Below are 15779 nucleotides of genomic sequence, written 5' to 3'. Positions count from 1 at the left end.
AGTTAAACAATTCGTGATAACTCAGACCCCGAAAAACCCGCACAATGCTTCTGCCCGAACAGTAGGGGTATTGCGCATCATGCGTGCATCGCACTGAAGGATTGAGCTGTATGGAACAGACCAAACGCGTCCTGGTGGTCGAGGACGATATGCACATCGCCGACCTGATCTGCCTGCATCTTCGCGATGAACAGTTCGAGGTGGTGCACAGTGCCGATGGCGATGAAGGCATGCGCCTGCTGCAACAGGGCAACTGGGACGCACTGGTCCTCGACCTGATGCTGCCCGGTGTCGACGGCCTGGAAATCTGCCGCCGCGCCCGGGCCATGGCCCGCTACACGCCGATCATCATCACCAGCGCGCGTTCCAGCGAAGTGCACCGGATTCTCGGCCTGGAACTGGGTGCCGACGACTATCTGGCCAAGCCCTTTTCCATGCTCGAACTGGTGGCCCGGGTCAAAGCGCTGCTGCGCCGGGTCGATGCCATGGCGCGCAACCTGAAGATGGACGCCGGCAGCCTGCTCACCGACGGCCTGGCCATCGACCCGATCACCCGCGATGTGTCCCTCGACGGACGGCGCCTGGACCTCACGCCCCGGGAGTTCGACTTGCTATATTTCTTCGCCCGCCAGCCCGGCAAGGTGTTTTCGCGCATGGACCTGCTCAATGCCGTGTGGGGCTACAGCCACGAAGGCTACGAGCACACGGTCAACACCCACATCAACCGCCTGCGCGCCAAGATCGAGGCCGACCCGGCGCAACCGGTGCGCATCCTCACGGTCTGGGGCCGCGGCTACAAATTCGCCACAGGCGAGGAGCCGCAGCCATGAGGCTGACCCTGACGCAACGCCTGTCCCTGGTGTTCGCCGTACTGCTGCTGGTGTGCTGCGGCACGTCGGCGTGGTTGCAGGTGCGCTCCAACCAGATGCATGAGCAGGAAGTGGTGCAAGGCTTGTCCCGGGACCTGGCGCAGCACATCGCCAGTGACACGGTGCTGATGGACACCCAGGGCCTGATGCCCAATGCCGTGCGTGACCTGTTCAGCAAACTGATGCAGGTCAACCCGAGCGTCGAGGTGTATCTGCTCGATTCCACGGGCAAGATTGTCGGCAGCGCCGCGCCCGAGGGCCGGATCCGTCGTGAGCGGATCGACCTGGCACCGATCCAGCGCCTGTTGCGCGGCGATGCCCTGCCGATTCTCGGCGACGACCCGCGCAGCGTCGATGCGCGCAAGGTGTTCAGCGCTGCGCCGCTGAAGGTCGATGGCAAACCGGCCGGTTATCTCTACGTGGTGCTGCTCGGTGAAGACCATGATCGACTGTCCGAACGCGGTGCAACCAGCGCGGCGCTCAACACAGCGCTGTTGTCTATCGGCCTGGTGGCGCTGCTGTGCCTGATTGCCGGTCTCACGGCGTTTGCCCTGATTACCCGGCCGTTGCGCCGCCTGACCGAAACCGTCAGCCAGTTCGACATCGATGGCGTGCCGGTCACCCCGGCCCTGCCCGTCACGGTGGAAAAAGCCGCCAGCCACGATGAAATCGCCGTTCTCGATGCCTCGTTCCGGCAGATGCAGGCACGCCTGGGCGAACAATGGCGTTCGTTGACCCGCCAGGATCAGGAACGCCGCGAACTGGTGGCTAACATCTCCCACGACTTGCGCACGCCGCTGGCCTCGTTGCACGGTTATCTGGAAACCCTGTCGCTCAAGGACGCCACGCTGTCCCCTGCCGACCGCCGTCGCTATCTGGGCATCGCCCTGGACCAGAGCCGCAAGGTCGGCGGTCTGGCGCAGTCGCTGCTGGAACTGGTGCGGCTGGAACACGGCTTCGTGCAACCGGTGCTGGAACGCTTTTCCCTGACTGACCTGGCCCAGGACATCTTCCAGAAATTCGAACTCAGCGCCGAAGCGCGCAAAGTCGAACTCAAGGCCACCTTCGCACCGAATGCCTCGGCGGCCTGCGCGGACCTCGGCTTGATCGAGCGGGTGCTGACCAACCTGTTCGACAACGCCCTGCGCCATACCCCGGCCGGTGGTGAGGTCGAGTTGGACCTGCGCCCGCAAGGCTCATTCATCGAAGTCACGGTCAGCGATACCGGCCCCGGCATCGCCCCGGAACTGCGCGAAGGGTTATTCCTGCGCCCGTTCAATATCGGCGGCGCACGGCGCGATGGCGGGTTGGGGCTGCGGATCGTGCATCGCATCCTGCAATTGCACGGACGCGAGATTCAGTTGATCGACGTGCCGGGGCGCGGGGCGACGTTCCGGTTTTCGTTGCCGATCGATGAGGAAACGGCGACTGCATTGGCGGTGCGCTCGATGAACCTCAATACACCGAGGCAGGCCTGACTGACCGAGGCGCCTGCTCGCGAAGAGGCCAGCCCGGCCGCAGTCATGCGCTCACCTTCACGGTGCAGGCCTCAAGCCCCTGCCCCAAGGCTTCCCAGCCGTCGAAACCACGGCGGGCAATACACACCAGGCGTGTGGTCTTTGCCTGGGCTTCATCCGTGGCCGGCAGAAACTGACTGCGGGTGCCGACGTGTTGCAGCCAGTGGGCCTTGTTGCCCTGCGCAAGCTTCACCAGCCCCTTGACCCGAAACACATCGCCAGGCAGCGCCTGCAACCAGCCCCGCAACCCCTCGGCATCGAGCGCCTGGTCGCTTTGCCAAAGCCAACTGCTGAACATATCGCCGTGATCGCCATCGGACACCCGTGCCAGCGGTTTCACTGTGCGCGGCTCAAGCTCCAGATCGGTGTCGAGCCACAGCGCATCGGGCAACTGCGCCTGCACGCTTTCGTGCACTCGAGTCCTGAGGCCCAACACCTCGCGCAGCGCCCGCAACTGCGGCTCGTCGACCAGGTCGATCTTGTTGAGCAACAGCAGGTCGGCGGCCGCCACTTGCGCCCGGGCCAGCCGCGCGTACTCGCCATCGAGTTGCAGATGACGGGTGGCATCGACCACAGTAATCACCATGTCCAGTTGCATCTGGCTGCGCAGCTGTGGATAAGCCAGGGTCTGCACGATGCGCTGCGGATCGGACACGCCGCTGCACTCGATGACGATGCGCTCCAGCCGTGGTTCCAATTGAGCAAGGCTGCCCAGTTGCGCCAGCAGGTCCTCCTGCACGGTGCAGCAGATGCAGCCGTTTTGCAGGCTGTACACCGCGTCGGAGACTTCGGAGACGATGGCCGCATCGATGTTCAGCTCACCGAAGTCGTTGACGATCACCGCCAGCCGACTGCCTTCGGCACGGCGCACCATGCGGTTGAGTAGCGTGGTTTTACCGGCGCCGAGAAACCCCGAGACGACGGTCACGGCAATGCGTGGGGAAGTCATTCTGCCTTGCCCTCCAGCACCGGTGGTTCGCCCTGCCACACCGCCTTGAGGCCCAAGGCTTGCAGCGTCGAATGACGGTCGTAGACCAGTTGCCCTTCAACGAAGGTCAGCAGCACCCGGGTCTTGTGGATGTAGTTGCGCGCCGGCTCGGCGAACAGGTCGCGGTCGATGACGATCAGGTCCGCCGCCTTGCCCACTTGCAGGCTACCGGTGCTGTGTTCCAGGCCCATGGCCACGGCGCCGTTGCTGGTGATCACGGTCAGTGCCTGTTCGAGACTGATCGGGTCGCCGAAGCAGGCCGGGTCGTCGTTCCACGGGTTCTGCCGGGTGATCATGGTTTCCAGCGCCAGCCACGGGTCGATGGACGCCACCGGCCAGTCAGTGCCCATCACCGCGGTGCCGCCTGCGGCGAGCACGCCTTTGAAATCGTAGATGCGCTTGAGTCGCTCCTGGCCGTAGCCGGAACGTGCACCGCTGGCGAATGGTGTCGGGTACCAGGCGGCCGGGGAGAATTCGGCGATGACGTTCAGTTCCTTGAAGCGCGGCAGGTTACCGGGGTGCAACAAGGTGCTGTGGGCGCACTGGTGGCGCACGCCGCTGAAACCGTTGCGACGACGGGCCTCGGCCACGGCATCGAGGAACACGTCCGACGCACCGTCACCGGTGCAATGGGCAATCACGCGGATGCCCTTGCGATCCATGTCCACCACCATGTCGGTGATGTGCTCCGGGGTCAGGTTGAGCTTGCCGCGCCAGCTCGATTCCTGCGGCCATGGGGTCAGCAGGTACGAAGACTTCGGCTCGACCGTGCCGTCGAAGTGGAACTTCACCGCGTTGGCACTCAGGCGTGCGCTGCGGTAGTAGTGACGCTCGCCCGCCAGCAGTTCCCAGCGACGACGCACCGGGAAAATGTCGTCCTGCCAACTGATCGCCGCTTCGATGCGCACCGTCAGTTCGCCGCTGTCGTCCAGTTCCTTGAGGGCCTGCAAACGCTGTTCGCAAACGTGCACGTATTTGCTCGCCGTGACGCCGCGTGAGCTCTGGAAATGCACGCCATCGCGATAGGCGCGGCGCAGCACGCTGACCGGGGTCGGCGGCATCGCGGCGTGGATCATCGCGTAGGCTCCGTCGATCATCAGGCCAGTCGGTTCGCCGGTCAGTTCGTCACGCTCGAAGTAACCGTTGCGCGGATCGCTGGTGTTGCCATCGATGCCGGCCAGTTCCAGGGCCACTGGAGTTGACCATCATGGTGCCCCACATGCGATCGAGCAGCGCCACCGGACGGTCCGGCATGACACTGTCGAGCCAGGCGCGGCCCGGGGTCAAACCCGCTTCGCGGAAGGTGTAGCGCACCCAGTACTGACCGTAGATCCAGCCGTCGCCGGGATGGCTGTCGGCGTAGGCAAGGATGCTTTCGCGCAGTTGCTCCGGGGTCGGGTCTTCGATGCCGACGTCGAGGTCGTCGCTGTAGCGCGGTGCCAACGCGAGGTCGGGGTGGGTGTGCATGTCGTGCAGGCCGGGCATGCAGAACGCGCCTTGCAGGTCATGCACGCGGGTGTTCGGGCCCTTGAACATCTCGATCTGGCCGAGGCTGGCGACACCGATCAACTTGCCGTCGCGGATGGCCACGGCCTCGGCCCACGGGTTGGCCGGGTCCTGAGTGTAGATACGCCCGTTGGCGAGGATCAGGTCGGCGTAAGTCCCCTGCGTGGAATGGGTAGAGGAAAAGTTGTCGGACTCAGCCATGTCAGCCACCTTCGAGTTCAGGAGATTGAAAGGTCCACCGGGCGCCAGGCGAGTCGGGAACCTGAAAAAACTGTTGTTGTTTTCGTCAGCAGGAAAGGTCGCGGGCAGCACCCTGTTTGAGGGTGGGCCTGACCGGCCGATGACAATTAGCGCTAGTATTGTTGAATCAACCGATACAACAATCGATTTTTTTGGCCTGACTGTTCGATTTACCTCACCATAAGGGAAGCCACCAGTGATCGGTATCTGCAGGCCTTTCTTCCACCTTTGAACGGGATGATTTATGCGATTTCCTTCGATGACAGCCCTTCGTGCGCTGGATGCGGTTGCCCGCACAGGCAGCGTGTCGGTCGCGGCCCGTGAGCTGAACCTGACTCGCAGCGCCATCAGCCACCAGATCAGCAAGCTGGAGGAGTGTGTCGGCTTCGCCCTGACCGAACGGATCGGCCGTGGCATTGGCCTGACGTACCAGGGCGAGCGTTATGCGCGGGAGGTGCACGCAATTCTGCTGAACCTGCTCGATGCCGGGCAGTTGATCGACGACCAGGAAATCTCCGGCCGGCTGTGCGTCAGTTGCGCGCCGGGGTTCGCCACCTATTGGCTGTGCCACCACATCGGTGCGTTTTTGCGGCAGTACCCGCAAGTGCAGTTGCAGCTGATTTCCCCGCGCACGCCGGACGACACCAACAACCCCAACGTCGATCTGTTCATCGCCTACGGGATCGGCGACTGGCCGCAAATGAATGTTGAAGAGATTGTGGCTTTGCGCTTCTTCCCGGTGTGCAGCCCACGCCTGATCAACGCCCTGGGCGGACTGAAAAACCCGCAGGAGCTCAGCACTTACCCCTTGCTGCACATGACCGACTACTCGGACTGGCGCATCTGGCTGACCGCCGCCGGCGCTTCGGGGGTCAATGCGTTGAGCGGCATCCTGTTCTCCGATGCCCACTGCGCACAGTCCGCCTGCATTGCCGGCCAGGGCATCGCGATTGGCGACACCCTGATCAGTGGCGATGCCCTTTCCAAGGGTTTGCTGGTGCGACCGTTCGACATCAGCATTGATCTGCACCGTGGTTACTACCTGGCCACCGACCCGCAAAAGGCGGACCGCGCGGTAGTCCAGGCCTTCAGCAACTGGGTCAAGACGCAACTGCAATCGTCCCGCCAGACCTGGCAGGACACCCTGTAACGCTTCCGCAGAAAGGCAAATAAATGACCAGCCGCCCGTTGATCCGTGACAACGCCGCCCCGGTCCAATAGATTAGGCGACCTGAAAAAGCCCCCGGGCTTTCTCGCCCCAATTCAAGTTATAGAAGTAGTGAAATTTCAATGTCCGATTCCAATACCGCTGAAACCGTAGCCACCCTGTCGTCCAAAGCGGAATACGAAAACTCCATCAATCTTTCACAACACGTGCCTCAGGCAAAAACCATCAGCGAGATGGTGCTGGACGCTTTCCAGTCCACCCGCGAAAGCGACCAGATCCGCGAACTGCGTGCCGCCATCCGTCAGGCCCACGACAGCTTCGACGATGACAAAGCCTACGAACTGATGGGCCAGCTCAAGCAACTCAAGGACGCCGAGGCCGCGGACATCGCCGCCCTCGAAGACTTGAGCAGCAAATTCCCGATCAGCCGCATCCTGTCCAGCTTCAAGGACGACCCGGCGTTCCAGGAAATCGTCTACGGCCTGGCCCTGAAGGTGCTGAACCAGACCCACCAGGCCATCAGCAACCCGAGCGGCGGCAAGAGCAAAGCCGCCAAGGCCAAGAAAGAAGTCGAAGTGTTCACCATCAGCAAGGACGGCATGAGCGTCACCTTGCCGCTGCGCACCCCGCGCTCGCGCCTGAACGTCGACCGTGAAGCCCTGGAATTCCTCGGTTTCACCTTCGTTGGCGAAGGCGACGAAGCGGAACTGGAAAGCGAAACGTTCCTGGACAACAGCGGCGCCGAGCAAGCGGTCAACCGCAAGAACATCATTACTGCCCTGCAGCAGCAGACCGCGTTCGATGGTTACTCCATCGCCGCGCAGTAAGGCGACCTCGCCACAAGGTCTTCAGCGACTGACTCAAGAGCCCCGCCATCAGAGCGGGGCTTTTTATTGCCCGTGATTCGGGCAAAACCGCGATTACTCTTCCAGTATCGACGCAGAACACCACTTCCCTTCACCCATGAGCACCACGGGTCCGCCTGCGGGGAGCGTCAACTCACTTTCCAGCCCAGTCCTCAGTGGTGCAACTGCCGAGGTCATCATGAACACGCCCCCCTTGTATCGCCAGTTGGCCAACCACTACCTGGACGCTATCCGCAGCGGCACCCTGAAAACCGGTGAACGCCTGCCCTCGATCCGCTTGATGATGGAAAAACACGCCGTCAGCCTGTCGACCGCCGTGCAGGTGTGCCGGGAGCTGGAAGACTGCGGTGTGCTGGAAGCCCGGCCGCGCTCCGGCAACTACATTCGCAAGCCCGACACCCTGTCCAGGCCCGCCCCGATCGCCCTGGCGCCAGCGCTGGATATCCGCGCATATGTCGGCATTCATGAACAGGTCTGCGCGGTGCTCAAGGCCAGTCAGCGCGCGACGATCAAGGTCAACTTCGCCAGCGCCTACTGCGCGCCTGAGCTTTACCCACTCAAGACCTTGCAAGACAACATGATCAAGGCGCTGCGCCACGACGCCTGCCTGCTCGGTACCGCGGGCGGCGCCTGCGGCAACAGCGCACTGCGCAATATCCTGGCCCGGCGTGCTCTGGCCAGCAAGACTCACCTGCCCCCCGAGCGGATCGTGATCACCAACGGCGCCACCGAAGCGATCAACCTGGCCTTGCGTGCGGTCACCCGCCCTGGCGACACCGTGGCCGTGGAGTCACCGACCTTCTACGGTCTGCTGCAAATTCTCGAAAGCCTGAACCTGCACGTGCTGGAAGTCCCGGCCTCGGCCCACACCGGGCTCAATCTGCAGGCCCTGCAACGGCTGCTGCAAGGCCCCGAGCGGATCAAGGCGCTGATCGTCATTCCCAACCTGCAAAACCCGTTGGGCAGCATCATGCCCGACGCCAACAAGGCGCGGCTGGTGAAACTGTGCGCCGAGCACGACACCGTGCTGATCGAAGACGACACTTACGGCGACCTGGTGGACACCGAGCAGCCGCTGTCCACGCTCAAACATTGGGATAGCACCGATAACGTGATCCATTGCGCCTCGCTTAACAAAACCCTGGCACCGGGCATGCGCCTGGGCTGGATCAGTGCCGGCAAATGGCACGACCGTGTGGAGATGCTCAAGCACGCGCAGTCACGAGGGTGCGAGGCGTTGTCGCAACTGGCGGCCAGCGAATTCATGCGCACACCGTCCTACGAGCGCTACCTGCGGCGGTTGAGGAAAGCCCTGACCCAACAACGTCAACAGATGAGCGAGGCGATCATTCGCCACTTCCCCCTCGGCACCCACGTGACCAACCCCCAGGGCGGCACGCTGTTATGGGTGGAACTGCCTCGCCGGTATTCATCGATGACGTTTTTTCATGATGCGTTGAAGGTCGGCATCCAGATTTCCCCTGGGGATATCTTTTCCAATGCCGGGCGTTTCGATCACTTTGTGCGCATTGGCTGTGGCGCGCCGTTCTCGCCGCGGATTGACGAGGCCGTGCAGACCTTGGGGCGCTTGCTACATCAAGGTTGAACGCGATCCTGTGGGAGCGAGCTTGCTCGCGATGGCGGTGTGTCTGTCACATCAATGTTGAATGTGCTGCCGCCTTCGCGAGCAAGCCCGCTCCCACAGGTTTTCGGGTGATCTTCAGAGCGGATTCTGGTGCAGGCAAATGATATGCGGGTCGTCATTCCAGTGCGGGAAACGCTCGGCGATCAGCGGGTCGTGGCCGGGGATGACGTGGTCTTCGCTGCCGGCCAGGCGGTCGATTTCGGTGAAGGCTTCGAGGGTTTGCGCCAGGTCATCGAGAATCGGAAACGGACTGCGCTCGCGAATGTTGACCCACAAATGCGCGGCATCCGAGGCCAGCACGATCCAGCCGCGCTCGGTGTTCACCCGCACCACCTGACTGCCCGGCGTATGTCCGCCCACCGGGTGCAAGGTCACGCCCGCAACGACCTCGACAACACCATTGTGCAAACGCATCCGCCCTTCGAACAGCGGCGGCAACGCCGACATCACGTCCTCGACTTCGTAGGTTTTGTTCACCGTGCGATGAGCCATTTTCGGCCCGGTGCAGAAACGCAGTTCCGCTTCCTGCAGATGCACGCTCGCCTTCGGGAACAGCCCGAGGTTACCGGCATGATCCCAGTGCAAATGGGTCAGGATCAGATGCTCGACCCGGGCCGGATCGATGTCCAGTTGCCGCAGGGACTCTTCCGGCAGGCGATACATCTGGCGATTGCGCCGGTGCGCCGTGGCCGGTTGGAAACAGGTGTCGACCACGATCACCTGCTGCTCGTTGCGGATGACCCAGAAGTAGTAGTCCAGCGGCATCGGTGCATTCGGATCACCGCAGCAGGCGTCGTAGAGAAAGTTCTCCCCGGCGCTGCGCTGGGCGTTTGCGCCGACGCGAATAGCGAACACTTCGTACACAGGAGCAGACATGGACACCTCCGGGTTCAGGCGACCGCCGTGGTTTTGAGGGTCGGGCGGAAATCGAAATCGATCTGCTCGCTGATGCCCAGGTCCTGAGCCAGCTTATGCAGGCCGCTGTAGTCGCGCATGATGGTCGCGCTCTTGTTGCTCTCGCGGGTGTCGGCAATGATCAGCGCCGCATCCTCGACCCCGAGCTGCGTCAGAATCGCCTCCCACATCGAGTAGTCCTGAGCGATAAAAGCACTCAGCGCCACCGACAGGTTGCGTGCGAAAAATTCCCGCTGCATGGGCTGCATGTTCGCGTACATGACCTTGGACACTTCGGCCAGCACCTTGCTGTGGGCGTACTCATCACGGTTGTGCAGTTCGGCCACCCGGCGGTTCTGCGGCTGGATGGTCTGGTCGTCCGCCAGCAAGTCCAGATAGGCGTTGACGCTGATCTCGGCCACCACCGCAAAAGTGATCGCCGCCAGATCCCGCTGCCATTGCTCGGGCAGTGCTTCACGCTGGGCCTTCAGGCGCAGGTACGTGACGGACGGCGGCAAGTCCAGATCCTGATCCAGCGCCCGGTCGAGCTTGGTCCGCTCGATGGCCCGCAGGTGCATCAGCGTGTGGTAGTGCTCGTCGATCAGGGTCTGTTGCATGGCCTCGCGAAAATGCCAGTCATCCTTGCCCAGGTACTGATTGGCGATGACGCTCAGCGCCGGATTGACCACATGTTCTTCGGCGGTGATGGTGCGCAGGTTGTAGCCGATCCAGCCCCAGGTCACCACGCTGCTTTTGAGTTCGTCGCTCAAGGCCTGGAATTTCGGATGGTGGAAGAACGGCACCATGCACTCCGGGTAATCCGGTCGTAGCGGGTCAAACACTTCGTTGATCCGGGCCCTGTCCGGATCACAAACGGAGGCGCGCTTGGTCCAGCCCTGGTTGAGCCGCACGATCAGTTGATGATCGACCTGGGCGATCTCGATTGCTGTCTGCATGACGCGATACCTGTAAGACGCGTACCCGCCAAGGGGTACGCCAAAAGAATGAAGGGCGACGGAAAAATCAGGCCAGCCAATAGCGGGTCAGGTTGCGCGCCGGGTCAGTGTAACGACTGCGGGCGTGGATCATTCGCCAGTTGTCCCAAATCAGCAGGCACCCGTCGGGAATCAGCACCGCAATGTTGTGCTCGACGAAGTACGCTTCACCGAGCACGGCAAACCTGGCCAGTGGCGAGGTGCTGTTGGTCACCAGCGATTGCTGCAGGGCTTCCCTGGACGGATTCACGTCGCCGTAGTGAAACTGGTTGTAGCTGAAGCGGAAAATATCCCCGTCTTGCGTAGGCGTGAGGATGTATTCCTTGACCCGCCGCTGTCCCGGTTCACCCGGTTTGGCGGTGGCGACAAATTCTACCGGCGAGTCATCCAGCCACTCACGCAGTTCTGGTTCACTGCGCTCCAGGAACTTGAGAAATTCATAACCGTCCACCAAACCGGTGTGCCCACCGCCGCACGTGGCCTGTTTATGGCAATGCAACGCCAGGTAGCGCGGCGGCGGCCCGTACACTGGCGCTTCAGTGTGCGGGCCGATGCCGTTCATGCTCTGGGAATACGGCAAGTCTTCGTAACCCGGCTTGCGGGTAATGGCAAAGGCCATCTGGCCGTTGAACTGCGGAATAATCGGGCCGAATTCGCTCAAGGTGCCTACGACATCATCGGCAAATTCGTCCGGGGTCAACACCGTCCAGCCCAACGTCGACAGTTCTTCATGACGATGGCCGAGCGAAATGCAAGGTTGAGACGCAACAATCCCTTGGTCTGACATGGTGAGATTCCTGGCGGGTTATCCGGCGTTGACGGTTGAGGTGTACGCGGCAATGAAGTCGCGGCAGGCGTCACCCGGTCGATAGCGCTGCTCGTCGATGCTCTGCACCGGGGTAATTTCGGCGGCGGTGCCGGTGAGAAAACACTCATCGAAGTCGCCAAGCTCCGTAGGCAGAATCGTGCGTTCGACCACCTGGTAGTCCAGCGCCCTGGCCAGTTCGATCACCGTCTGGCGGGTGATGCCGTTGAGGAAACATTCCGGCAGCGGCGTGTGCAGCGTCCGGCCTTTGACGAAGAACACATTGGCGCTGGTGGCTTCGGCAACATGGCCACGCCAGTCGAGCATCAGCGCATCGTGGTAGCCCGTGTTCTCGGCGTCGTGCTTGCTCAGCGTGGCGATCTGGTAATGCCCGGAGGCCTTGGCTTCGAAGGGGCTGCTGCTCGGTGGCGGACGACGCCAGCTCGCGGTTTTCAAGCGGATGCCGGCCATGCGCGCCGCCGGGTCGAAATAGCTCGGCCATTGCCAGCAGGCGATGGCCACGTGCACACGGTTGAAACGCGCCGAGGTGGAAATCATCTCGCTGCCGCGCCAGGCCACTGGGCGCAGATAACCGTCAACGACCTGGTTGCGTTGCAGCAGTTCGTGGCTGGCCGCCTCCAGTTCAGCCAGCTCAAAGGGGATGGCAAAGTCCATCAGTTGCGCCGAGCGATACAAGCGCTCGCTGTGTTCGCGCAGCTTGAAGATCCTGCCGTTGTAGACCCGCTCGCCTTCATACACGGTGCTCGCGTAATGCAGGCCATGGGTCAGCACATGCAACTGCGCCCGGGACCACTCGACGAACTCACCGTCGAGCCAGATAACGCCCTCGCGCTGATCAAACGGGATACTGCTCATATCCATATCTCCCCATTGTTCATGATTTTTCCTACGCCGTTTCCAGCAACACGGGTATCAATTCCGGCACGGCGGTGAGCTCGGTCTGAAAGAAGAACGAACGCTCGCCGAAGGCCGGTTGCAAGTCGTCGAACCAGGTCACGTGCGGATCGAAGCGCGCGTAGAAGGTGCGCAACACCCATTGCGGATTGCGTGCCTGGAGGAACTGCAAGACGAAAACCTTTTCCCCGGCGACGGTCTCGATGCCGTTGATCAACACCTTGCCGTAGAAGGTGCTCATGGACGGCCCGCGCACCGTGCGCGCAAGCCCCGACACCGTGCGGTACGCCGCCTGGAAGATCTCGAAGGCCCCGGCCAGCGGCATCGCGAAATAGTGGCTGGGGCCGGTATCGCGCTCGACGAACATGTAATAAGGCACGGCCCCAAGCCGTACCCCTTCGGTCCACAGCGCGGCCCAATCGGCGGGGTTTTCGTTGATGTGACGGATCAGCGGCGCCTGCATGCGCACCGTCGCGCCCGTCGAGCGAATGCGCTCGATGGCTTGGCGGGCGATGGTCTGACGGATCTCCACGGGGTGGTTGTAGTGGCCCATGATCGACAGGTTTTTCCCCGCCGCGACGATGCGCTGGAACAGCTCCAGCAGTTCAGGCGCATCCTTGTCACTGACAAAACGCTGCGGCCAGTACGCCACGGACTTGGTGCCGATGCGGATGTTCTTCAGGTGTGGCAAATCCAACAGCGGCTCGATGTAACCGGCCAGGGAGCGGGTGTTCATGATCATCGGGTCGCCGCCGGTAATCAGCACGTCGGTCACTTCGCTGTGCACCCTCAGGTAACTGACCAGCTCCTGGGACTCGCGGGCATTGAACTTGAGCTCTTCTTCGCCGATGAACTGCGCCCAGCGGAAACAGAAGGTGCAGTACGCGTGACAGGTCTGACCGGCACCGGGGAAAAACAGCACGGTCTCGCGGTACTTGTGCTGGATGCCCGGCAGGACTTTGCCATTGAGGGTGACTCCGTTGTGGGTCAACTGCCCGGCCGGATGCGGGTTCATGCGCCGCCAGATCGCCTCGATCCGACGCTTGATCGCTGCGCTGTCATCCAGTTCGATCAGTTGTTTGAGCGAGGCATATTCCTCCGCCAGCAACATGTCCTTGTGGGGGAAGGTCATGCGAAAAACCGGATCGTCCGGAATGTTGTTCCAGTCGATCAACGTGCCCAGCACGTATTCGTTGGTGCGAAACGGCATGACCCGGGCCACCACGGTCATGGCCTCCTGCAACGCCGGCGTCAGCTTGTGCCAGTAGGGTGAGTCGCGGATGGTGCGTGAGTTATAGGGTTTGTAGCGTTCGTGCTCTGACAGTCCTTGCATGGCCGCGCTCCTGGTGATTGCCCTGAGTGTCGTTACGCGATGGCCGGCGCTTTGCGCTCTATGTCCATCCACGCCCGGACGCTGTCGCGATCCCACTGGCGGCGCACATACGCCGCGAGCCGTGCAGGCACCGGATCGCCGTTGGCAACCAGTCGGTTGAGCATGATTGCAAGGTCGGTGTCGGCAATGCTCCAGTCACCGAACAGATGCTCGGCGCCCTCCTCCAGCAAATGCCCGGCGACGAAGAACAGGCGCTCGACGGCAGCTTGGGCCTCGTCGGAAAGCGCGGTGTTTTTCTTGCCGAAGTACACCAGGTCAAACGGGCGCTCCTTGCGCACCACCAGCAAGTCACTGCGCAACCAGGCCTGCAATTGACGGGCACGGGCACGCTGACGGAGGTCCTGCGGATAGAGTTTTTTATGCCCCGGGGAGAGTTCATCGAGGTATTCGGCAATCGCCGATGATTCCGACAAGGCAAAATCGTCGTGAACCAACGTTGGAATCTTGCAGGTCAGCGAAAGATCGCGATAACTCGGCAGATAGTTTTCGCGCGCTTTTAGATCAACAGTAACCAGTTCAAATGAAAGTTGCTTTTCCTTGAGCGCCACAAAAGCCGACATCGCAAAGGCGCTGACATGATCGGCGCCGACATACAGTTTTAGCTTCCTGTTTTCCATAGAACACTCCATTGACCAACTGCAGGGATTGACGTGCATTGGGAGTGATCGTAGTTAGTTGAATGAAGGCTGAATAGATACAGAATTTGTCCGTTTCAATCGATACAGAAAGTTGTTTTCCAGCGGCAGATACGCAGCCAGAATCCCGGTAATAACGCTGCAAAAGGCGATACCGGGGCAGGTCTGAAAAACAAAAAAAGGGAGCCGACGAAGGTGGGCTCCCTGGGCGGCTGATGCGCCGAAAAATTACGGTTGGGTGGTGATCAGGCCATGGCTGTCGGCAAAGTTCGAGAGCAGTGCCATTTGCGGCATATTGCTCATGTTCAGCATCGCCAGGGGTTCGTGTCTGCTGCTGTTGACGAAGCCATGTCTGGTCCAGGCCGGTACCAGCAGCACGTCGCCATTGCTGACATTGACCCCGTCGGCATCGCCGAGGGTCAACACGCCGCTGCCGCACTGGATGACAAACAGATGCCACCAGGAATGGGCATGGCCGTTGAGCGTCACGCCGGGGTTCAGCCATTGCATGGCGATCGCCATGCCAGGTGTCACTTCACAGCCCGCAATGCTCTTGTCGTGAGCCAGCGCAACAATATCAACGTCACCGGCTTCAAGGGTCTGACGCATACCCGCCAGTTCAGTGCCTTTCCATACCTTGGGACTTGGCGCTCGATGGTGCAGGCTCTGACGAAAGTCCTTATATGAAAAAAACGCACCTTGAAAGTTATCCATTCGCACGCCCTTTTTTATTATTACCCATACTCTAGCGCCAAACCTTAAGTTAACTATTCAGCACTGTAAAGTCTGGAAACAACTTACAAAACCGATGGGCGCAAGGCGGCGATCATGTCCACTTCTATCGCCGCATTCTTGGGTAACTGATAAACACCCACTGTAGTGCGGGTATGTTTACCGGCATCGCCCAGCACATGGCTGAACACATCCGAGGCGCCGTTGGCCACTTCACTCAAATCGACAAAGTCCGCGGTGGACTTCACATAGACCGTTACCCGGATCAATGACTTGATCTTGTCCAGCGAGCCAATGGCATCGACGATCAACGCCAGCCCGCGCATCGCGCTGATGCTGGCGGCCGCTTGCGCATCGGCCATGGTGAGATCCAGCCCGACGCGGCCGGGGTAATGGATCTTGCCGTTCATGCGCGGCACCAGGCCGCTGATGTACAGCTCATCGTGATGACGGATCAGTGGCGCGTAATGTCCGCCTGCGGTGTTTTCGCCGTAGATGTCATAACCAAACTCTTTGGCCAGGGCGATGAAACGTTCATCGCAGGTCATGTGCTGGATCATTGATCGAACCCTCTAGATCAGTAATGCAAAAAAAAACGGTTGCTTGCCGGC

At 61.2% G+C, this 15779-nt stretch carries 14 protein-coding genes and 1 pseudogene; 5 read left to right on the top strand and 10 right to left on the bottom strand.

The window, feature by feature from the left end; translation table 11 throughout:
• Positions 1-110 precede the first annotated feature (110 nt).
• Together AB4O40_RS22250 and AB4O40_RS22245 are read left to right on the top strand one after the other, a co-directional pair.
• On the top strand, positions 111-830 hold the full coding sequence (locus tag AB4O40_RS22250; protein WP_056728524.1) for a response regulator transcription factor: 720 nt from the start codon (positions 111-113) through the stop codon (positions 828-830).
• Complete coding sequence (locus tag AB4O40_RS22245) at positions 827-2347, top strand: sensor histidine kinase (protein ID WP_460053362.1); 1521 nt, start codon at positions 827-829, stop codon at positions 2345-2347. Before AB4O40_RS22250 ends, AB4O40_RS22245 begins: the two co-directional genes overlap by 4 nt.
• A 43-nt stretch (positions 2348-2390) precedes the next feature.
• Here AB4O40_RS22245 and AB4O40_RS22240 read toward each other — a convergent pair whose 3' ends face one another.
• Positions 2391-3335, bottom strand: coding sequence for a CobW family GTP-binding protein (locus AB4O40_RS22240; RefSeq protein WP_460053365.1), 945 nt, complete (start codon positions 3333-3335; stop codon positions 2391-2393).
• Positions 3332-5081, bottom strand: a pseudogene (locus AB4O40_RS22235) (amidohydrolase). The gene AB4O40_RS22240 and the pseudogene AB4O40_RS22235 overlap by 4 nt, the downstream one beginning before the upstream one ends.
• A 283-nt stretch (positions 5082-5364) precedes the next feature.
• Between AB4O40_RS22235 and AB4O40_RS22230 the strand changes: the two are divergent.
• The 3 genes from AB4O40_RS22230 (at position 5365) to AB4O40_RS22220 (ending at position 8760) form a co-directional block, all read left to right on the top strand.
• Positions 5365-6270 (top strand): LysR substrate-binding domain-containing protein, encoded by a 906-nt coding sequence (locus tag AB4O40_RS22230; RefSeq protein WP_056728515.1) that lies wholly within the window; start codon positions 5365-5367, stop codon positions 6268-6270.
• A 140-nt stretch (positions 6271-6410) separates the two neighbouring features.
• Positions 6411-7115, top strand: a complete 705-nt coding sequence (locus AB4O40_RS22225) for a hypothetical protein (RefSeq protein WP_056728513.1) — start codon at positions 6411-6413, stop codon at positions 7113-7115.
• Positions 7116-7332: 217 nt separating this feature from the next.
• Positions 7333-8760, top strand: a complete 1428-nt coding sequence (locus tag AB4O40_RS22220; RefSeq protein ID WP_460053370.1) for an aminotransferase-like domain-containing protein — start codon at positions 7333-7335, stop codon at positions 8758-8760.
• Positions 8761-8874: 114 nt separating this feature from the next.
• On the opposite strand, the gene AB4O40_RS22215 is transcribed toward AB4O40_RS22220, so the two are convergent.
• The 8 genes from AB4O40_RS22215 to AB4O40_RS22180 all read right to left on the bottom strand — a co-directional run bounded on the left by AB4O40_RS22215 (position 8875) and on the right by AB4O40_RS22180 (position 15728).
• Positions 8875-9675, bottom strand: a complete 801-nt coding sequence (locus AB4O40_RS22215) for an N-acyl homoserine lactonase family protein (protein ID WP_460160111.1) — start codon at positions 9673-9675, stop codon at positions 8875-8877.
• 14 nt (positions 9676-9689) lie between these two features.
• Positions 9690-10649 carry a diiron oxygenase gene (locus AB4O40_RS22210; protein ID WP_056728508.1) on the bottom strand — a complete coding sequence of 320 codons (960 nt, stop codon included), beginning with the start codon at positions 10647-10649 and terminating at the stop codon, positions 9690-9692.
• 67 nt (positions 10650-10716) lie between these two features.
• Complete coding sequence (locus tag AB4O40_RS22205) at positions 10717-11475, bottom strand: TauD/TfdA family dioxygenase (protein ID WP_223542465.1); 759 nt, start codon at positions 11473-11475, stop codon at positions 10717-10719.
• 18 nt (positions 11476-11493) lie between these two features.
• A complete protein-coding gene (locus AB4O40_RS22200; protein ID WP_223542466.1) occupies positions 11494-12369 on the bottom strand; it encodes a branched-chain amino acid aminotransferase in 876 nt (291 codons plus the stop codon).
• A gap of 31 nt (positions 12370-12400) precedes the next feature.
• Positions 12401-13741 carry a KamA family radical SAM protein gene (locus tag AB4O40_RS22195; protein WP_460053374.1) on the bottom strand — a complete coding sequence of 447 codons (1341 nt, stop codon included), beginning with the start codon at positions 13739-13741 and terminating at the stop codon, positions 12401-12403.
• A gap of 32 nt (positions 13742-13773) precedes the next feature.
• Positions 13774-14418, bottom strand: coding sequence for a glutathione transferase (gene yfcF / locus AB4O40_RS22190; RefSeq protein WP_056728502.1), 645 nt, complete (start codon positions 14416-14418; stop codon positions 13774-13776).
• A gap of 246 nt (positions 14419-14664) precedes the next feature.
• On the bottom strand, positions 14665-15150 hold the full coding sequence (locus AB4O40_RS22185; RefSeq protein ID WP_056728500.1) for a cupin domain-containing protein: 486 nt from the start codon (positions 15148-15150) through the stop codon (positions 14665-14667).
• 83 nt (positions 15151-15233) lie between these two features.
• Positions 15234-15728 carry a RidA family protein gene (locus AB4O40_RS22180; protein WP_008018868.1) on the bottom strand — a complete coding sequence of 165 codons (495 nt, stop codon included), beginning with the start codon at positions 15726-15728 and terminating at the stop codon, positions 15234-15236.
• Between the last annotated feature and the right edge of the window lie 51 nt (positions 15729-15779).

Source organism: Pseudomonas sp. S2_F07, from assembly GCF_054668325.1.
The sequence above is the reverse complement of the archived record's forward strand: the minus strand, read 5'-3'. Positions and strand labels throughout refer to the sequence as shown.